Here is a 19071-nt window from a genome sequence, read left to right on the forward strand (position 1 = left end):
TGCGAGGAGCTCTTGCGACGAAGCAATCCAGACTGTCGTCGCGGAGGGATTCTGGATTGCTTCGCTGCGCTCGCAATGACGAGCGGAGAGAGCGCGGCGCCCCGGAATGACGGAACAGAGGCGCGACCTATTTCAACCCGAACCACAGCGTGGCGATGCCGAGGAAGGAGAAGAAGCCGACGACATCCGTCACCGTCGTCACGAACGTGCCCGACGCCACCGCCGGATCGGCCCTGACGCGTTCGAGCGCCATCGGGATCAGGATGCCGCCGAGCGCGCCAGCGATGAGGTTGCAGATCATCGCCAGCCCGATGACGATGCCGAGGCCCGGGATCTTGAACCAGGCCACCGCGGCGATACCGGTGATCACAGCAAAGGCAACGCCGTTGATGAGACCGACCAGCGTCTCGCGGATGACCACGCGCCAGGCGTTGGAGGAGCCAAGCTCGCGGGTCGCGAGCGCCCTCACCGCGACCGTCATGGTCTGCGTCGCGGCATTGCCGCCCTGGCTCGCGACGATCGGCGCGAGCACGGCGAGCGCCACCATCTGCTCGAGCTGGCCCTCGAACAGGCCGAGCACGGAGGACGCCAGGAAGGCCGTGGCGAGATTGATCAGCAGCCAGTTGAAGCGGCCGCGCGCGATGGTCAGAAACGTGTCCGACAGCTCTTCGTCGCTGGTGACACCGCCGAGCGCCTTAAGGTCCTCGTCCGCCTCTTCCTCGATGACGTCGACCACGTCGTCGACGGTGATGACGCCGACCAGGCGGTCCTGGGTGTCGAGCACGGGTGCTGCGACGAGGTTATACTTGCCGAACATGCGCGCCACCTCCTCCTGGTCCTCCAGGACGGAGACGCGGCGGCGATCCTCGTCGGTCAGCTCGGCAAGCGCCACCGGGCGGCGCGCGCGCAGGAGCACATCCAACGGAACCGCGCCTTGCCAGTGCTGGTCCTTGTCGACGACGTAGATCTCGTAGAACCGGTCCGGCAGATCGGGCGTATCGCGCATGTAATCGATCGCCTGCCCGACCGTGAAATCCTGCGGCACCGCGATGAACTCGGTCTGCATGCGCCGGCCCGCGGAGTTCTCCGGATACAGCAGGCTGCGCTCGAGCGCGACGCGCTCCCGCAGCGGCAACTTCTCGAGGATCTCCTCCTGCTCCTCCTGGTCGAGGGTTTCGAGCAGCTCGACCGCATCGTCGGATTCCAGTTCGCGGACGCCCTCGGCGACCGTCTCGGGCAGCAGCTCGTCGAGGATCTCCTCGCGGACGCTCTCGTCAACCTCGTTCAGTGCGGAAAAGTCGAAGTCGCGGCCCGTCAACTCGACCAGGCGGACACGATCGTCGGGTGCGAGCGCCGCAATGAGATCACCGAGATCGGCCTCGTGCAGATCGGCGACGCAGGCGCGCAGCGCGGCGCTGTCGGCGGCCTCGATCGCATGGGCAATTTCCTCGACGAATTCGTGCCGAATCTCGCCGTCTTCATTGCGCATCGGGACGTGGTCGAGTACCAAGGACCCGGTGGAAGCGGCGTCATCCATATGTTCATCCATGGTACGCCTCGCCGTTTGACAGGTTGATGGTTTGGGCTGACGGTCAGGCAATACCCACAAGGCAATCGCGAGCGCAATGGCAAAGATGCATCGACCGAAATGGACCTCGATCATTGTGGGCCCGGCTCTCGCCGCCCTCACCGCGATTGGTTCAGTCGAGGCCGCGGACTGCCCGCGGAGCGATGCGCTCGGCACGTCGCGGGTGCTGAGCGTCGATGCCAAGACCACGCCGCGCGTCGGCCTGAAGAGCTTTCCGCAGACGCTGCCGCTCGCAGATCACGAGGTGGTGCTGACCTTCGACGATGGCCCGCGTCCGCCGATGACGTCGAAGGTGCTGGCGGCGCTGGCACAGGAATGCGTGCGCGCGACCTTCTTCCTGGTCGGGCGGAGCGCCGCCGAATATCCTGACCTCGTCAAGCGCATCGCCCGCGAGGGTCACACCATCGGCCATCACACCTGGTCGCATCCGTACATGGCGCGGATCCCGGCCGATGCGGCGAAGTACGAGATCGACCGCGGCATCGCCTCCGACGAGATGGCGCTGCACGGGGTCTCGACGACGACGCCGTCGACGCCGTTCTTCCGCTTCCCCTATTTCGAACAGACGCAAGCCCAGCTCGACCTGCTCCAGTCGCGCGGCATCGTCGTGTTCGGGGCTGATCTCTGGGCCAGCGACTGGAACGACATGACGCCGGAGCAGGAACTCAAGCTGGTCACCGAACGCCTAGCCGCCGCCGGCAAGGGCATCATCCTGTTCCACGATCCCCAGGCGCGTACGGCGGCCATGATGCCGGCCTTCCTCCGGTATTTGCGGGAGAACGGCTTTCACGTGGTTCATTTGGTCCCGGCGGTCACATTACAGAAGAACGCCAACGCGCATTGATGCCGGAATGTCACGGCTGACCGAGATGGGGTGATTTGAGCCCTATTAACACTCCGTTCATGCTACGCCCTGCAAAGATTGAGGGGGACCCCTAGGCGGGGAAAGGTCTTTGCGCCTGAACCGTTTCCTGATGGCTCCGACCTACTATGGCGGCAAACGCAGATGAGGGCAGACCGGGTTCATGATCGGCAGTAGCGTTGTTTTTCGGACGCGACCGTGGACCGTCCTGCTCCTGGGGCTGCTGACCACGGCGTCGCCGGCGGCCTTCGCCGCCGAATGCCCGGGCCATCCGGGCGCGCTCGGCACCTCCCGCACGCTCGTCGTCGATCCGCATGAGCATCCGCGCATCGGCACCATGCAGTACCGCGAGACGCTGCCGCTGAAAGACCACGAGGTGGTGCTGACCTTCGACGACGGTCCGCTGCCGAAGAATTCCAACCAGGTGCTCCAGATCCTCGCCGACGAGTGCATCAAGGCGACCTTCTTCATCATCGGCGAACAGGCCAAGGCGAACCCGGAAGGCGTGCGCAAGCTGGTCGCGGCGGGCCACACTGTCGGCACGCACAGCATGAACCATCCGCTGACCTTCGACCGAATGCCGCTCGACAAAGCCGAGGCGCAGATCAACGGCGGCATCGAGTGGACGTCGGCTGCGATGACCGATCCGTCCAAGCTCGCGCCGTTCTTCCGCATTCCCGGCCTGATGCGCGCCGAGGGCGTCGAAAACCTGCTGATCTCCCGCGGCATCCAGGTCTGGAGCGCCGACTTCCCGGCCGACGACTGGCGCCATATCTCGCCCGATCGCGTCTACCAGCTCGCGATCCAGCGGCTGGAGGCGAAGGGCAAGGGGATCCTGCTGCTGCACGACATCCAGGCGCGCACCGTGGCGGCGCTGCCCAAGATCATCCGCGACCTGAAGGCACGCGGCTATCGCATCGTTCATGTGGTGCCCGCGACCGCCGACCAGCCGGCGACGCCGACCACGGCGGTGGAGTGGCTGCTGCATCCGCCGACGGAAACGACGCCGATCGCGCGCTGGCCTTCCGTGCCGAACTTCGCGTTCACGCAGACCGCGACGCTGCCTGCGCCTGGCCTCGCCGATCTCAACACGCAGACCGGGCACCAACCGCTTGTGTTGCCGCGCAAGACCATGGCTCAGGCCGATGTCGCCGCCACCCTGCCCGCGCCCGGGCGCGATCTCTTCGCGATCCCCGAGGGCTCGGTCGATGTGCTGCTGTCGGCGACCTTATCGCGACGCGCCGCAACCCGGCTCGCGATCGCGGCCGAAGCGCCGCATGCCGGCAAGGGCAAGCCGGCCAAGATGCAGGCACGGCGAACCGCGCATGCTGCACACCCGAAGCACGCGGCCCAAGCCAAGAGCACGGCGCCCCGCCCGACCCGCGTCGCCACCAGCGTGAAGAAGCGCGCCTGAGTAAAAGCCGTTACTGCCGCATGATATTGGCGACGCAGAGCAGCACGATCAGCGCCAGGAAGAACAGGTCCATATAGGACTTGAGCTCGCCGTCGCGGCGCAGCCGGGCCACGTCGGCCACGACCTGCTTGCGCGTATTCGTTCCGCCCGAGCCGTCATTGATCGGCGCCTGCAGGCGCTTGGTCTCGGCTTCCAGCTTCTCGATCTTCTGGAAGAAGTAGAACGCGCGCAGCGTCGAGGCCGCGCGCATGCCGCTATAGACCAGCACCAGGATCGCGAGGATCGCCCGGTTCTGGTACTTCTCCATGAAGTTCAGGCTGAAATAGACCAGCGCCATGAACGCGAAGTTGGTCAGGAAGCGGTAGACGAAGCTTAGAAAGACCATGCTGGCTCCAGCCGAGAGAGGTCGCGCGAGGCCCGTCTAGCCCAACTTCGTTTCAACAAAGATACCATCGCCCGCGTGCCGCCGCCTTTTAGCCACGCGCCGCCATAATGCAAGCGAGAGCGCAGCCCCTCGCGGTGTTCCACGCGCCGCGGCTCGATGGAGATTCGGCCGAAGCTACGGTAGACTGCTGCCGCTGCCACACCCGAGGTCAGCGGATTGGGGTCTGCCGATGCCGAAGAAGGGAATCACGGGCCACGACGACTGGGTGCTGACCGAGGCGCTCGCAACCGCGCTGGTGGCGCTGGAGCAGCTCGAGGCCAAGCACCAGCCGTGCGCGCATATGGACGACATTCGCAAGCTGCTGTCGAGCGGCAAGGAGCCGGCCGCGGTGAGCCTGCATCTCGCCCAGGCCAAATGCCGGCTGTTCCCCGACCTCGATCCGCTCGAGATCTACCGCGAATACGGGATCGGCGAGGAATATGGCTAGCCAGGGAAATTTGAGCATCTTCCTCCAGCGAGGGCAGGTCATGATGCTCGCGCCAAGCGCGACGGATCAACCATCCTACACTGGGGAGCCTTGCCCGGTGCCCCTCCGACCGCCGCCAGCGCTGTGCGCCAAGTCGGTATATCCCTGTGGATAGCCTGTTGAGGGGTCGCGCCAAAGCGCGCGAAACGACCCCGCCAGCTACCGAAGTAGGCTGACGGGGCTTGTGAAACGATCTTTGGCTTGATTTGCCATTCCTCTCGGTTTGGCTTTGTCATTCCGTCGACCGCTCACTGACTGAATAACGAGGCGCGCAGGTTGCCGTTCCTCTGTCGGCGCAATTTTTTCGCCCCCAGCGGCTGCAGGTTTCGACCAGCTCGGCCCCGGCGTCATATCGATGTCGCCAATCATTCCAGAGCGCGCCGCGCTTCGGCTCGCAATGTTCGTCGATGTCCGATGATGGCCTCTTGACCGATCAGTGAGCGAGAAAGCAGCATTTTGGACTGCGTGTCAGCAAGTCGGCCGTGACACTGCCAAATACCCATTCGCGTAGTCGCGTATGTCCATATGCACCGGTGACCGTCAAATCGGCACCGTGTTGTTCCGCCGCCAGCATGAGTGCGTCCGCCACCGACCGTTCCGCGCGCACACGCGCTTCCGCTTCTGCGCGGACATCATGACGGCCAAGAAACGTCGCAACGTCCGCAACCCTCGCTTTGGCGGCATCGATTTCAGTTTCGTCGACGACTTCGACAACCGATACGAGGTCGGCTCTCTGAAGCAACGGCAGCGCATCGAGACACGCGCGGCGCCCTTCTCGCGTATCCTTCCAGCCGACGACGATGCGCTTCGCCTCCAGGCTCCGTGTTCCGTCTGGGACGACCAGCACCGGTCGGCCAGCGTGCATCAGCACGTCGCCTGGGTCCATTAAGCTGAAAACGCCAAGCTGGGCGGGGGCTCGGCCGAGAACAATGACGTCGGCCGCACGGCTTTCGCGTACCAATACCGCTTCAGGCACCCCAACCACTGAGCGCCATTCAGTTTGCAGGCCGCCGACCGCTGGAGAGTTCCGGAACCCCGCCTCCGCGTTTTTGAATCCCGTCCGGATGCGCTCCTCTTCTGCCTCCATCTCGGCTGCGATGGCAACCCCGCCGTAGTTATCGACCACTGGTGCCCGCAGCTGAGCTGCGGCTACACCGATCAGCCTGGCGTTAAAACGACGCGCAACTTGCGCGGCGCATTCAAGGCGGTTGCGCGATGCGTGGTCTGGTTCGATATGAACAAGAATGGATGTTAACATCCGATTTCCCTAAGTAACCTGCCGTTGCGCGTACGGCCGGTTCACTTGTCGCCACCCGACGCAGAGCGCTCAAGGCGAGATGCAGAACGAAGGGCCATGATGCGCGTGGCGCGGGCTAGATCCGATCACGCAGGCCTTTGACACCCTCGCCCTGGGCGCAGTGCTCGCAACAGAAAAAAGTGCCCGCCTTCTCCAGGCCGTGTCCGACGATACGGATTCCACAATGATCGCAGCTCGGCGCTAGCGCGTGAATGGCGCATTCGAAGCTGTCAAATGTGTGCGCTTTCCCGTTCATCGAGACCTGAAAGGTCTTGTCATAGTCATTGCCGCAGGTTTCACATGTCGCCATGATCTTTCGCCTCCGCCGATGTCGCACATGGACGCTGAAGTCGCCAAATGGCACTTGGTTCCAATAGGTGATGTGGCTGGACGTCCGCGGCCGCAATACCCACCATTCAGCGTATCTAATAATGATACTTCGGGGTCACGTTTCCATTCCCACCCCGGGCAGCTCAAGGATTCTGTCCAATCGGCAGCCGGCAATTCATTGGAACGGCCATCTGGCTGGAGCGTTCGCTGGTCGGGGCGTGCAGTCAGAGGAGACGGACATGAGACGAATGATCCTGACGCTGCTCGCCGGTGCTGGTGCTCTCATAGCGTCGAGCGCTTATGCTGCCGACGAATTTCAAGTCGGAGACGGCTCGCCTTTGCTCCATCAGGCGCGGCTCGTTTGTGACGACGCCGGCCGATGCTGGCACACCAGAGGCGATCGCCGCGTCATCATTGGAAACGACTACTATTACGGTCCGCGGCGATACGACTACTACGATCGTGGCTACTACGACCGGCCGGGCATCGGGGTCTATGGGCCGGGCTTCAGCTTTGGCATCGGCCCAGACTGGTGACCGCGATGCGGCCTTTCGACGGACGGCTTGTCAAGCCCAAGTGAAGAATCCGGCGGGCCGTCCGTCTCTGCGGAAGGCGTGGTCCCGTTCCAGTTAGGCGGCAGACTGCCCTTGTTGACGACCGGCCGTCCAGAGAGCCCGCACCTCTTCAGGCAATGCATGGCGGACCTTCTCGACCTGATTTGGGTCAAAGTGATGGTTCAAGACCCGGAACGTGGCCTGCGCGGCATCGCCTGCGCCGATCGGCCGCAACGAGCTCAGCTCTGCGGAAATGATCCCGAGAAATTCGGCGGCAGAACGCCAGTCCTTCGGGACTTCACTCGGCCGCCACTGATCGTAGTAGACGCCTCGGACCAGCAACGGGAGCTGGGCACCGAGGTGTGCCGCTAGATTGACCGGGATCCGATCGCGAATGGTTCGGAGCACCGTTCCCAACGCATGCCATGCAAGCTGCCTGTCATGCGGCAGCGACGTCATCATCTCATCCAGCCACGTGTTTGTGAGATGGATCGTTCTGTCAAATACATCGAGGCCTGTTGCACTCATGATTACGTCCTTTTTGCTCGAAGACAGCTGAACGGACAACGTCGGTCGTCACCACAGGTTCTCGATTATTGAGAGATTGGTATCGGCGCAGCGATGCCGCAATCGATATGCTACTACCTCCGGGGGCGGTTCGCGCTCAACGCTCGATCGTTCCGGTTCGGCGGATCTTCTTTTGCAGGAGCATCACGCCGTAAAGGAGCGCCTCTGCAGTCGGCGGACAGCCCGGGACGTAGATGTCCACGGGAACAATGCGGTCGCATCCGCGGGTCACTGAATAAGAGTAGTGATAATATCCCCCGCCATTGGCGCATGATCCCATCGAGATCACATATCGCGGTTCCGGCATCTGGTCGTAGACCTTGCGCAGCGCCGGTGCCATCTTGTTGCACAGCGTGCCGGCCACGATCATGACATCCGATTGCCTTGGGCTCGCACGCGGCGCAAATCCGAACCGCTCTGCGTCATAGTGCGGCATCGCCATTTGCATCATTTCGATCGCGCAGCAGGCGAGCCCGAACGTCATCCACATCAACGAACCGCTTCGCGCCCAGGTGATAAGATCATCGGCCGCGGTGACAAAGAAACCCTTGTCGGCGAGATCGCCCCTGACCGCGCCGAAAAACTCGTCGCTTGTCGGTTTGCCGGTTCCGGGGTCCAGGAGCCCTCTGCCAGCGGGCACGATCAACGGACGGTCCATGCGCGTCTCCTGTGCTGCACTTTCTCATGCAACGTCCAGGCGGCGGTACCGTTCGTTTCGTAAGCAACGTTTCGCGCGAACTGCACCGGACGGTTCGGCGCGGTCCTTCGGACTGCACGCGGCTTGAATTGGCAGCTCGGTTTCCTATATCTGTGTTGGCAGTCGATGAGGATCGCTTCGGTTCTCGCCGCGGCGAGCTTCGACGGATGGTGACGTATGATCGTCCCACAATCCACGTCTGCCCCCAACCCACTTTAGATGAACATCGTGCGGCTTCAGCCGGGCGACTTATGGATGGACATGACAACATCTGCACTCAGCGGGGCGGTCGAGCCGCGCTTCAGCATCAAAATGCCGCGCAAGTCTCAGATGCGCAAAACCAAGCACGCTGCCCGCAACGGCATCGCGAGCAATTCGTCCCGGAATGCTCAAAGACACTACGAGCGCTATCTGGCGCTAGCCCGCGCCGAAGCCTTGAAGGGCGACCGGATTGCTGCGGAGAACTACTTTCAACACGCAGAGCACTATCTGCGATCGATGCGCGAGAACGGCGCCGCCCCTCCTTTGGGTGGCCGCTCGTAGCGGTGGGCTTCGCCACGAGCAACGTGCTTGCAGCCAGCGCGAGCGGCGCTTCCGGATCGCAGTCGTAGACGCTCTCAAATCGCGAACCGCCGTTTGCGTCACCGGCTATAGACGCCGATGAGCTCGGCCTGCCCGAGCATGTGCTTCTCAGCCGACTTCCAGATATCGGCAACGGACATCTTGGGCGCTCGCGAAAGCGCTTCGACATCCAGCGCCGCCAGCTTGAAGTGGTAGTGATGGGTTCCGTGTCCCTTCGGCGGGGCGGGTCCGTGATAACGCATCTCGCCGAAATCATTGACGCCCTTTCCGAGCCTCTCCGTTTTGGTCTTCGCGCCGTGGCCGATTCCCTCCGGCAGCAGCGTTCGTTCGCCCATGATGTTGTAAAGGCCCCAATGGTGAAACGTGCCGGACGGCGCGTCCGGATCTTCAACGACGAGGGCGAAGCTCTTGGTTCCCGCCGGCGGATCCGACCACTCCAGCGGAGGTGAGAGGTCTTGTTCATCCGCCGTGTATTTTGCGGGAATTCGGTCGCCATCGTGGAACGCAGGGCTTTTCAAGCTGAATGTCATTCGCGCTCTCCTGATTTTTGCACCATCGATCTCTTTGTGCCGAGCGGCTCACAAGTGACGGACTACAATCCCGCTATCTCGGAATGCTAGGGAATACGTTGCGTTCACTCGGCAGCTGGCCCACGGTCACGCTCAACGGGTTCACTTTTCCCTGTCTAAGCGCAGTGACCTGAATCCGAGAGCCCGGCGCCGTCCCGTGGACCTTCTTGGTCAATTCGCTGGCATTCTTGATTTGCTCCCCATTCACCGAGGTAATCACATCCCCGGTTCTTAGCCCCGCCTTCGCCGCGGGACCGTTCTCTTGAACGCCTGCCACGATCGCACCGTGGAGATCGCTTCCGCCCAGGCTGTCGGCAAGTTCCGCAGTGACCGATTGAACCTCGACCCCCATCCACCCGCGCGTCACCGTGCCCTTGTCCTTGAGTTGCGGTAGCACCGTCTTGACGACTTCGGCGGGTATCGCAAACGCGACGCCCACCGAGCCTCCGGAAGGCGAAATGATCATGCTGTTGACGCCGATGACTTTGCCGCTCGTGTCAAAGCTCGGCCCGCCGGAATCGCCCTGGTTGATCGGCGCATCGATCTGGATGAAATCCTGCGCAGAACCAGTCCCGATGTTGCGCTCACGCGCCGAAACAATGCCGGCTGTAACCGAGCCGCCGAGCCCGAACGTATTGCCGGCGGTAAGCACCCAATCACCGGTGCGCGGCGGCTGGTCGGCGAGCTGCACGTAGCTGAAATCGTTGCGACCGTCGACCTTGATCAAGGCGATGTCGCTCAAGGAATCCCTTCCCACCACTTTCGCGGAATAGGTCTTCTTGTCACTGGTGCGGATCTCCGCCGTGTCACTGGTCTCCACGATGTGACTGTTGGTCACGGCATAGCCGTCAGGCGAAATGAAGAAACCTGATCCGATATTCACCGTGCGTGTCGTTCTTGGAACGGTACCGCGATCGGGGGCATCCGGCGCGGGATTCTCGCTTTGCGGCGAGTCGTCGTCGGGTCGACCGAATTCGAATGATTGGTCGGGCAACGAATTGGGCGTCGCAGCTTTGGAGCTGACCGCTACCACGGCCGGCACAACTCTTTCGGCGAGATCTGCGAAGTTAGCCGGGCCGGCATTGCTCTCACGGTCCGCGATCTGACGTATGAAGTTCAAGGACACGTCCCCGGATAGGGCCCGTTGTGCGGGATTGACGGCCAGTGCCGGCTCGATAGTCGCAACCGACACGATCGCGGACGCGATCGCACTGCCAATGATGGACGCTCGGCGGCAGATGAAAGGTCGTTTTTCATGAACCATTTCTGCTTCCCTTCCACTGCTTGTCAGTTTTCATCGCGGTTTCCTCTTCGAGAGGTCAGCGATCGATTTCACCGAACACAATGTCCAGCGAGCCGATGATTGCGGAGACGTCCGCCAACAAATGGCCGCGGCTGAGCAAATCCATCGCCTGCAGATGCGCGAACGAGGGTGCGCGGATCTTGCACTTATAGGGCTGGTTCGTGCCATCCGAGATCAGGTAGACGCCGAATTCACCCTTTGGGGCTTCCACCGCGGCATAGACCTCGCCGGCCGGCACGCGAAACCCTTCCGTATAGAGCTTGAAGTGATGGATCAGGGCCTCCATCGAGCGCTTCATCTCGGAGCGCCGCGGAGGAAAGACCTTGTTGTCCTGCACCGCGACCGGACCCTGTCCGTCGGAAGCGCGCAGCTTTGTGATACACTGTCTCATGATGCGCACCGACTGACGCATTTCTTCCATGCGGACCAGATAACGGTCGTAGCAGTCGCCATTCTTGCCGATCGGAATGTCGAATTCCATTTCCGGATAGCATTCGTAGGGCTGCGCCTTGCGCAGGTCCCAGGCCGCGCCCGAACCGCGCACCATCACGCCGGAAAAGCCCCACTCCCAGGCTTCCTTCACCGTCACCCTCCCGACGTCGACATTGCGCTGCTTGAAGATGCGATTTGGCGTCAACAGCCGATCCAGGTCGTCCACCACGCGAAGGAACGGATCACAAAAGGCTTCAATGTCGTCAATCAGCTTTGGGGAAAGGTCCTGATGCACGCCGCCGAACCGGAAGTAATTTGCGTGCATGCGCGCGCCGGAGGCACGTTCGTAGAACACCATGAGCTTCTCACGCTCTTCGAAGCCCCACAACGGCGGCGTAAGCGCGCCGACATCCATGGCTTGGGTCGTGATGTTGAGAAGATGCGAGAGCAGACGTCCGATTTCACAGAACAGCACGCGGATCAATTGGCCGCGGCGCGGCACTTCGAGGCCAAGCAGTCTCTCTGCTGCGAGGCAGAACGCATGCTCCTGGTTCATCGGTGCGACATAATCGAGCCGGTCGAAATACCCGATCGCCTGCAGATAGGTCTTGTTTTCAATCAATTTTTCGGTTCCGCGGTGAAGCAGACCGATGTGAGGATCGACCCGCCGGACAACCTCACCGTCAAGTTCCAACACAAGCCGAAGCACACCATGAGCCGCAGGGTGCTGCGGGCCGAAATTGATGGTGAAATTGCGAAGGCCGGCTTGTTCCACGGGCGAACTCAAGGTTTGTAGGCGCAAAGGCTGTCGGCACAACGACCCGGGTCGACGAGCCTGCACACTTCAACCCGCGAAGCGCCAAACATCCCCAGGCGTTGGTTGTTCCTAACGCCCCCGTCGGCCGCCAGGCGAGACGGGATGTGCCGCGCGCTTTTTGGAAATCAGGGACGGGATCGCGGTTGATAGAGCCTGAATCTTGCATAGTCAGGCCAGGCCGGACGCAAGAACCGATGGCTAAGGAAAGCGTCGCCAGGACACATCTCGATCATCGTCGCGTCGCGCCTGAGGGCCCGTTCCGACGACCGCGGCTATACGTGGTTGGCGAAGCACCTGGCGCCGAGGAAGTCGCGCAGGGTAGGCCCTTTGTCGGGCCGGCCGGTAGGGCATTGCGCGAGATGCTAAATGAGGCCGGGATCGCCCCCCAACAGGCGCGTTTGGCAAACGCCATACCTTTTCGACCGATCGCGTATTCGAAAGACCGGAGGCTACGTAATCGCAGCCCAACAATAGAGGAAGTCGATCATTATGGAGCGGCAGTGCTGAGTGACATCCGGCGTTCCAGGCCGGACGTGATCGTTGCTCTTGGCAGCACCGCGTCTCGCCTGTTTGGCGAATCGCAATCGATCCGCCTAATGCGCAAAGCAAAGCTCCAGTTTGAAGGCTACCCGCTACGCATCACCTTCCACCCGGCCTACGCCCGCCGCTTCGGTGGACGCGACGGCGACGTTTGGCGCCAGGCGGTCGCCGATCTACGCAAAGCCGCTCGCAGGCGTCGGTCTTGATCGCCGCGGAAGGCAATTTCAGCGGTCACGAACCTGGTTTGCGAGCGAGGCGCACGAGGCGCCTCGCAAGGATCGATATGGGCGCGGCGCGCCGTGCGTCATTTCGCTTTCGTGCCTGAACCTGCCGTGCTGTCCGATCCGATCTTCTCGAAGTCGCCGGGCTTCCAGCTATAGTTCACGGCCGGCTCTTCCGGGCCGTAGAGCCGCAAGATGGCGAAGAATCCTCGTCCCGGCGCGGTGGCAAGCCAGTTGGCTTCTTTCGCGGCGGGAGACTTCGGGCCGACGTAGAGGTCCGTCGTGCCGTCGGCGTTCTGCTCCGGCTTGTCGCGCGATCCCAGCGAGGGGAAGCGCCGTGTTTCGGTCGCCAGGCCTGAGGCGTTTTCGGCTTCGTAGAGGGTGAGAGACCAGAACAGCGCGGCTGGAACGTTGGGCGGCAGCGTCACCTTGTACGAGGAATCACCCGACAACGGCTTGTCGTCTGCGTCGTTGAAGGCGATCCCGTAGAATGCGCCCTTGCCGGGCGACAACGACACCATTCCTGGACTGATTGAGTAGTAGTCGGTGAACATCCAGACGCGGGGCTCGATTTCGGTAAAGCCGGCCTTCTTGTTGCGCCAGGACAGATCCAGTGTCTTCTCGGAACCCGGCTCACTGACATTGTTGATCGGATTGACCCACCCGCGGTCCTTCCAGATTTTGAGGTCCCGGCCGCCGATCTCGGTCTTTCTGCCGATAACACGGCTTGTCTTGTAAGCCGTTTTCGCTGCCGCATTCAGGATCGCCTTCGTGTCGGCATCGGGCTCGAACGGGCGGCCCTTGATGATGCCGATATTCGCGAGAAGGCCCAGACCATCTTCACCCGCCAGGTTCTCACCCTCGCGATCGAGCAGCCATTTGATTTGTTCGAAGGCTGCAATATCGGAGGGCGGCAACATGTTTGCCGCGACGCCCGAGGCGTTCGGAAACTTCATCGGCTTGCGTTCGGCCTCGGGGAGATTCAGCGGATAGATCTTCGCCTGCTCCATCAGCTTCACCGCGGGCGAAAGATCCTTCGGATCCTGGTAGAAGGCGCGGAGGAAGATGAAGAGGTTGTTCGTGCCGGAGCGGTAGACATAGTAACCCTTCGGCACATCGCCCTTGTAGCCTGGCGGCAGAACGAGAAACTTGCCGCCTTTGCCGACGTCCGGTCCGGGCAATCCGACGTCGCCGAAGAACTTGCCGCCGTCGACCGGGATCGGCCGCTGCCAGAAATCGAGCAGAATGCCCTGGAGATTGGGTGGCGCCTCGAACACGATCGGCCCGGTCTCGCCCATGTCCACATAGCTCATGGCGTAAATCACGTCCGAGTTCGGCGTCGTTACCAACGTCTTCGGATCGAGCCGCTCCTTCCAGACCGGAAGGATGTTGTAGCCGGCGCCGAACACCTTCTCGGAGCCGAATTTCATGCCGAGCGTGTTGATGAGCGGCATCGCCCACAGGTACGCTTGCGTGGCCTGCTGGAATTCAAGCTCCTGCATCAGCGTCTTGGCCGTCTCCGGCGTCGGCCGGTTCTGTTCGAATGGCAGGTTGGCCAAGGCGTCGAAGCGGCTGGATTGGCCGTAAGCCATGCCGGTCGCGACGAGAGTTGCGCTCAGCAGGACGGAAAAGGACAGGATACGTGTGCGGAATCGCTTGATCGTCATTGTACGACCCTTTCATATTGGGAAGCGGCCAACTCGCCGGATGTGGCCGATGTGTTTTGCGCCGGCCTTACCTCATCAGTGTCACGTTACTTTCCGAATGACGGGCGGCTGCCATGAGCCGTCGAGGATGCCCTCTTTGCCCCAATAAGCACGGATGTAGAGCGAGAATTTTCCGTCGGGCGCCGGCAGCCAGTTCGCCTCCTTATCCCCGCCCGGCGATTTCGCGCCCGCATAGAGCGTGAGCGAGCCGTCGGCGTTGCGTTTAAAGTTCTTGTTCTTGGTGCCGAGCGAATAGCGCTTGAGATTGTTCGGATGGAACAAATGCTTGTCGTTGTAGAGCGTCAGCGACCAGAATCCGTTGACCGGCGGTTCCTCTCCCTTTGCGAACGTGATCTCGTAATTGCCTCTGCCGGTCAGTTCTCCACCCGCACCATCCAGGTCAGTATAAAAATACTGAGTCTCGTTCGGACGGTTGTCGAACATGTTCGATCTGGCCGTCCCGGTCCGGTTGTAATAGTCGACGCCCCATTGCGCGTTGTTGGTCGAGCGATTCCATCCGTTGCCGGCCGGTCGTCCGTTGTACTTCCACTGGAAGAACGGATGAATGACCTTCTCGTCCGTGTCGATGGCGGTCGCTACCAGCAGCTTCTTCAGTTCCGGGTCTTGGGCGGCCGCGTCGAGCAGCAGACGGAACTGTTGATACATCGCCTGCTCCCCCGGCAAGGGATCAACGGTGTCGAGCGCCTGACCGAGTTCATCGAAGAACTTCTCCGGCACCACCCATTTCGTTTCTTCCCCGGTTGATTTCGGGCCAGGAATGTTGGGGGCCTTGCTCCATTCGATGGTCTTCATCTTGCCGGTAAAATCCTTTAGCGGATAGAAGACGACCTGATTCACGACCGGCTGAACTGCCTTTTTGTCCTCGGGCGTGTCATCCTGGAAAATGCGCGGAATGGCATTGGCCAACGACGTAGGACACCGAATGACGTCGGTGATGCCGGACGGCTTCAGGCCCCTCCACCTCGGACCGGCAAGCAGGTAGAAGCCGGGCTTGGAGTTATAAGGCTTGCCGAGATTGCCGAACTGATCGGTACGCGCATCGTACATGGCATAAACCCAGAAGCGATCGCCGAAATCGGGCACCTGCGCGACCACCGGCTCATCGTCGAGTGAGAAGAACCCAAGGCCATAGACGACGTCCTGGTTCGGGCATGTAACAAAGGTCTCCGCAGGATCGACGTAATCGGAGAGCATTCCAACTTGACCAGTCGGCGCTACGGGGACCACGCCATTAAGGTGGCCCGGATGCGGCGCCTGTGCGAATATGGCCCTGCGGTTCATCATGTTCACAATCGGCCAGCCCCAGACGTAGGCCATCTGCGCAATCGTCCTGGCGTAGCCTGGATGCATCGTGATGCCGGTCGCAGGCTCCGTGACCTGCGATGCCGCGCCGGAGGCGGGTCGGGCCTGCGCGGTCTCCGTGACAGCCAAGACCGAGGCGGTCGATAGCGCGGCGGGAACAGCCGCTCTGGCGCTCAGAGCAGCGAGCGATGCCGCGACAATACCGCCCTTCATCGTATCGCGCCGGGTGGCCCCTGATTGATTTGCCGATGTGGTTTTCATTACTCGTTCCTTTCCGACCGATCGCTTGTATTAGCTTCATTGAGCGCAGATCAATTCACCTTCACCACGTCATCCGGCTTCCAGCTCTGATCGAAGAATTCGACGCCGGTGCCGTAGAGGCGCAATGCGGCCAAGAAGTTTCGGCCGCTGACGGTCTGTATCCAGTTCGAGTCAGGAGCGCCGGCGGGCTTCGTGGAGCCGAACCAGATATCGATCGATCCATCGCTGTTTGTCGCGACCTTGTTGAATCCGTTGATCGACGGCAGCAGTTGCGGCGTTTCCGGCATGGTCCCGTCGGTGACGTTGTAAGCAGTCACCGCCCAGAACAACGCGGCCGGCGGATGGGGCGGCAGATGCATTTTGTAGGTGTTCGAACCGTCGAGGAACTCGCCACTCGCGTCGCGGGCGGTGAACGGATATTTCGACCCGGCTCCCAGCGTCCTCATCACCATTGCGGACGCCGTCGAATAGGCGAACTGAAAATAGCTTGCCCGCTGGTTCACGTCGAGATAGCCGTCCTGGAGCCATTCGGACGTCCCGCCGGCCCAGGTGTTTTCGTACTTTCTGTCGTTGTAATAGAGCTGACGTCCGTCTGGCCTGCCCAGTTGCCGCATGGCAAGGATCATCTTGGGCGCCGTCTCGACCGCCTTTTGCAACAGCTCTTGTTGCTGCCTGGTCGGATTGAACGGCTGCCCCTTGATGATGCCGATCGAAGCCAGCACACCGCGCAATTCAGGATCGATGGCTGAGTCCGGTTCGTAGTCGACGAACGTCTTGAGCTTGGTCCAATAGGTATTGTCGACCGGATACATCATGTTCACGCGCTTGCCGCTTCCGTTGGGAAACTGCATCGGCTTGACGTCTTTCTCCGCAGCCCACAGCGGATAGACGCGTGTTCTTTCTGCAAGTGCCACAGCCGGTTTCGGGTCCGGTCCGTTGTCGCCGTTCGCCATGACGGTACGAAAGAACAGAAAGACGTTGTAGGTTTTCGATTTGAACACGAAATAGCCTTGCGGTGTCTCGCCGTCATAACCTGGAGGTAGCAAGAGATAGAGCCCGCCACGCGCACGATCCGGCCCGATCGCACCGACATCGGTGATCGTGCGCTGGAAAAAGTCGGTGAACATGCCGATTACGTTGGGCGGCGCTGCAATAACGAGCGGTCCGGTCTCCTTGAGGTCGAGATAGCTCATGGAGTAGATGACATCAGCGTTGGGCGTCGGTACCCACGCACGCGAGTCCATGCGGTCCTTCCAGATCGGCAGGACGTTGTAGCCCTTTCCGAATGCCGCCTCCGAACCGTCGCGCATCCCGATGACGTTCAGCGCGGGCTGCATGGTCATGTAGGCATGAACCGCTTGCTGGTAAAACAACTCGTCGCGCAGCGTCTCCGCTTCCTTTTGCGGAAGCCAGTTTCCGTTGTTGATCTGTTTGAGCAGGGGTGGGGTTGTTTGATCCTGTTGCGCCAATGCCGGCACGACACCATACAGAGATGAGATCAACAGGGCAGACGTCAGGATTGAGCTTCCGCTTCTCATGTCTTTCCTCTTTGCGTTCAGATTGGAGGCTCTCGTGCTTTTGGAAATGCTTCGCTGGCGAAGCGAGGCGCAGGTCACGCGCCTCGCGGTGATCGACATGGGGGCGCGTCCCGCCGTGCGTCACTTCGCTCGCGAGCCCGAGCCGACCGTTGGTTCCGATCCGACCATCTCGAAATCAACCAGCTTGAACGTTTTGTCGAAGAACGCCTGCTCCGGCGCATAGAAGCGAAAATAGACGAACCCGCCGTCGTTGCCGACACACCGATTGACATTCCACGCGGCATGGACCAACCATCCGGCCCAGACGAGGTCATCAGACCGCGTCCCAACACACCTCGATGAATTGCTTCGAATGCCGGCGCTCGGATATTCGAAGGCCGATCTAGCCTGCCTCACTGAAGATCGGAGACGGCGCGCTTGCTGCTGCTTCTAGCAGACCCTGACTGACTGCTGAACGTACGCATAGCCGTTCCACACGGACCGAGTTTGATAGCAGGACCCGTAAGCAGCTGCTGCCCCGAGCGCAGCGCCAGTTGCCACGCCCGCGGCTACGGGGGCTCCCCAGCCTCTGCCGTAATAGCCTCCACGGTAGTACCGACCTCCAGCCCATCGGGTGCCACCGCCGTGCCAGCCGGGTCTTACTCCGCCTCCATGAAAACCGCCTGCATGAAATCCGCCCGCCCGACCACGGGGACGTGCATCCGATTCAACCGGCAGCAGGGTTAGACCAGCGGCGACTAAGCTTAGAGCCAATACTGAGGTGGCTGGACGCATGATTGTTCTCCATGACATTACACAACCTGTGAACGTACGTTCCGCAGCCTGCGAACGCATTCGCTCCGAACTCGTTCCAATCTCAATTCTGCAGAGGAGCCATGTCAATTTCCCCGGCTATACGGTGCGCGATCAAAAATCGGGCACGCGCCCCGGACGCGGAAGTTCATCTTCTGGAAGCGGGCATTTCGCACTCGACGAAGCAACCGACGAAATTGCGTCGCTCGTCCGAAACTTCCTTGAGCGTAATCACGGAGATAGCGCAGAGCTGGACGCTGCCAAGTTCAACTGAAATTCCGGCGTAGCATCAGCGCTCGCGCATAGGGCCAGGGCGTCGGCAACGGATCAACGGGACAAATCAATTTTCCCGTCTCGGCACCGTTCATTGCCGTAACCGTCATACGAGACTTGGCTGTCATTGAGCGATTGCGGCATGCGGCAATAGGCGTGCTCAAGGACCTACTAGTCGGGCAACGTGCGGACGCACCCTGCCCACATGTCGTTTGATGGGACACAAACCGCGTAGCGCTCACGGATGAGCACGAGCCCACTGATTTCTACGCTGGGCTACGCCACTGCCCTCTCGCGATCAAATGGTGGTTTTCCTTCGCGCGGCGTTGGTTCAACTAAGCGCTGCACCAAGACGAGCGAGATCAAACAGGAGATTTGCGCGGGCAAAGTACTAACATTCGTTGTGAGTAACAATGTGGGAGCAGAGGGATCGCGAAAACATTTTTCGTGTCAATTACTTACGCCTTTGGTGCGCTCGGAGGGCGTCTCCATTC

19 protein-coding genes are annotated in these 19071 nt (G+C 61.3%); 7 read left to right on the top strand and 12 right to left on the bottom strand.

What is annotated here, in order from left to right; genetic code table 11:
• Positions 1–127: 127 nt before the first annotated feature.
• Complete coding sequence (gene mgtE / locus ABIC09_RS27910; protein ID WP_354032603.1) at positions 128–1549, bottom strand: magnesium transporter; 1422 nt, start codon at positions 1547–1549, stop codon at positions 128–130.
• Between the two features lie 76 nt (positions 1550–1625).
• On the opposite strand from mgtE, the gene ABIC09_RS27915 reads away from it, so the two are divergent.
• Together ABIC09_RS27915 and ABIC09_RS27920 are read left to right on the top strand one after the other, a co-directional pair.
• Positions 1626–2432, top strand: coding sequence for a polysaccharide deacetylase family protein (locus ABIC09_RS27915; RefSeq protein WP_148754839.1), 807 nt, complete (start codon positions 1626–1628; stop codon positions 2430–2432).
• Between the two features lie 181 nt (positions 2433–2613).
• The gene (locus tag ABIC09_RS27920; protein ID WP_354111253.1) at positions 2614–3864 is read left to right on the top strand and encodes a polysaccharide deacetylase family protein; all 1251 of its coding nucleotides are present in this window, start codon (positions 2614–2616) and stop codon (positions 3862–3864) included.
• Between the two features lie 10 nt (positions 3865–3874).
• Here the strand turns inward: ABIC09_RS27920 and ABIC09_RS27925 are convergent, their stop codons facing one another.
• Positions 3875–4249 carry a hypothetical protein gene (locus ABIC09_RS27925; protein ID WP_148754837.1) on the bottom strand — a complete coding sequence of 125 codons (375 nt, stop codon included), beginning with the start codon at positions 4247–4249 and terminating at the stop codon, positions 3875–3877.
• Between the two features lie 229 nt (positions 4250–4478).
• Here ABIC09_RS27925 and ABIC09_RS27930 point away from each other — a divergent pair, with 229 nt between their 5' ends.
• Positions 4479–4736 carry a hypothetical protein gene (locus tag ABIC09_RS27930; RefSeq protein ID WP_148754836.1) on the top strand — a complete coding sequence of 86 codons (258 nt, stop codon included), beginning with the start codon at positions 4479–4481 and terminating at the stop codon, positions 4734–4736.
• A 472-nt stretch (positions 4737–5208) separates the two neighbouring features.
• On the opposite strand, the gene ABIC09_RS27935 is transcribed toward ABIC09_RS27930, so the two are convergent.
• Positions 5209–6033, bottom strand: coding sequence for a universal stress protein (locus ABIC09_RS27935; protein WP_354111254.1), 825 nt, complete (start codon positions 6031–6033; stop codon positions 5209–5211).
• Between the two features lie 115 nt (positions 6034–6148).
• Positions 6149–6382: a metallothionein gene (locus ABIC09_RS37480; RefSeq protein WP_148754834.1), complete on the bottom strand. Its 234-nt coding sequence runs from the start codon at positions 6380–6382 to the stop codon at positions 6149–6151.
• A gap of 259 nt (positions 6383–6641) precedes the next feature.
• Between ABIC09_RS37480 and ABIC09_RS27940 the strand changes: the two genes are divergently transcribed.
• Positions 6642–6938: a hypothetical protein gene (locus ABIC09_RS27940; RefSeq protein ID WP_148754833.1), complete on the top strand. Its 297-nt coding sequence runs from the start codon at positions 6642–6644 to the stop codon at positions 6936–6938.
• Between the two features lie 93 nt (positions 6939–7031).
• On the opposite strand, the gene ABIC09_RS27945 is transcribed toward ABIC09_RS27940, so the two are convergent.
• Together ABIC09_RS27945 and ABIC09_RS27950 are read right to left on the bottom strand one after the other, a co-directional pair.
• Positions 7032–7484, bottom strand: coding sequence for a DUF2267 domain-containing protein (locus tag ABIC09_RS27945; protein ID WP_354111255.1), 453 nt, complete (start codon positions 7482–7484; stop codon positions 7032–7034).
• 136 nt (positions 7485–7620) lie between these two features.
• Complete coding sequence (locus ABIC09_RS27950; RefSeq protein WP_148754832.1) at positions 7621–8181, bottom strand: NuoB/complex I 20 kDa subunit family protein; 561 nt, start codon at positions 8179–8181, stop codon at positions 7621–7623.
• A 294-nt stretch (positions 8182–8475) separates the two neighbouring features.
• On the opposite strand from ABIC09_RS27950, the gene ABIC09_RS27955 reads away from it, so the two are divergent.
• The gene (locus ABIC09_RS27955; protein WP_502917705.1) at positions 8476–8763 is read left to right on the top strand and encodes a DUF4167 domain-containing protein; all 288 of its coding nucleotides are present in this window, start codon (positions 8476–8478) and stop codon (positions 8761–8763) included.
• A 98-nt stretch (positions 8764–8861) separates the two neighbouring features.
• Here the strand turns inward: ABIC09_RS27955 and ABIC09_RS27960 are convergent, their stop codons facing one another.
• From ABIC09_RS27960 to ABIC09_RS27970, 3 genes are all read right to left on the bottom strand, one after another.
• Positions 8862–9332 (bottom strand): YbhB/YbcL family Raf kinase inhibitor-like protein, encoded by a 471-nt coding sequence (locus ABIC09_RS27960; protein WP_148754831.1) that lies wholly within the window; start codon positions 9330–9332, stop codon positions 8862–8864.
• A 73-nt stretch (positions 9333–9405) separates the two neighbouring features.
• Positions 9406–10635 (bottom strand): S1C family serine protease, encoded by a 1230-nt coding sequence (locus tag ABIC09_RS27965; protein WP_354111256.1) that lies wholly within the window; start codon positions 10633–10635, stop codon positions 9406–9408.
• 55 nt (positions 10636–10690) lie between these two features.
• Complete coding sequence (locus ABIC09_RS27970) at positions 10691–11881, bottom strand: NADH-quinone oxidoreductase subunit D (RefSeq protein ID WP_354111267.1); 1191 nt, start codon at positions 11879–11881, stop codon at positions 10691–10693.
• Positions 11882–12117: 236 nt separating this feature from the next.
• Here ABIC09_RS27970 and ABIC09_RS27975 point away from each other — a divergent pair, with 236 nt between their 5' ends.
• The gene (locus tag ABIC09_RS27975; RefSeq protein WP_354032599.1) at positions 12118–12669 is read left to right on the top strand and encodes a uracil-DNA glycosylase; all 552 of its coding nucleotides are present in this window, start codon (positions 12118–12120) and stop codon (positions 12667–12669) included.
• Between the two features lie 98 nt (positions 12670–12767).
• Here ABIC09_RS27975 and ABIC09_RS27980 read toward each other — a convergent pair whose 3' ends face one another.
• The 3 genes from ABIC09_RS27980 to ABIC09_RS27990 all read right to left on the bottom strand — a co-directional run bounded on the left by ABIC09_RS27980 (position 12768) and on the right by ABIC09_RS27990 (position 17611).
• Positions 12768–14351: a DUF1254 domain-containing protein gene (locus tag ABIC09_RS27980; protein WP_502917706.1), complete on the bottom strand. Its 1584-nt coding sequence runs from the start codon at positions 14349–14351 to the stop codon at positions 12768–12770.
• A gap of 81 nt (positions 14352–14432) precedes the next feature.
• The gene (locus tag ABIC09_RS27985; RefSeq protein ID WP_354111257.1) at positions 14433–15974 is read right to left on the bottom strand and encodes a DUF1254 domain-containing protein; all 1542 of its coding nucleotides are present in this window, start codon (positions 15972–15974) and stop codon (positions 14433–14435) included.
• 50 nt (positions 15975–16024) lie between these two features.
• Positions 16025–17611, bottom strand: a complete 1587-nt coding sequence (locus tag ABIC09_RS27990) for a DUF1254 domain-containing protein (RefSeq protein WP_502916399.1) — start codon at positions 17609–17611, stop codon at positions 16025–16027.
• 673 nt (positions 17612–18284) lie between these two features.
• On the opposite strand from ABIC09_RS27990, the gene ABIC09_RS27995 reads away from it, so the two are divergent.
• Entirely contained in the window at positions 18285–18578 is a 294-nt protein-coding gene (locus tag ABIC09_RS27995) for a hypothetical protein (protein WP_354032597.1), read from the top strand.
• The last annotated feature ends 493 nt before the right edge of the window (positions 18579–19071 follow it).

This window comes from Bradyrhizobium sp. S3.12.5, from assembly GCF_040548225.1.
Classification (GTDB): domain Bacteria; phylum Pseudomonadota; class Alphaproteobacteria; order Rhizobiales; family Xanthobacteraceae; genus Bradyrhizobium; species Bradyrhizobium cytisi.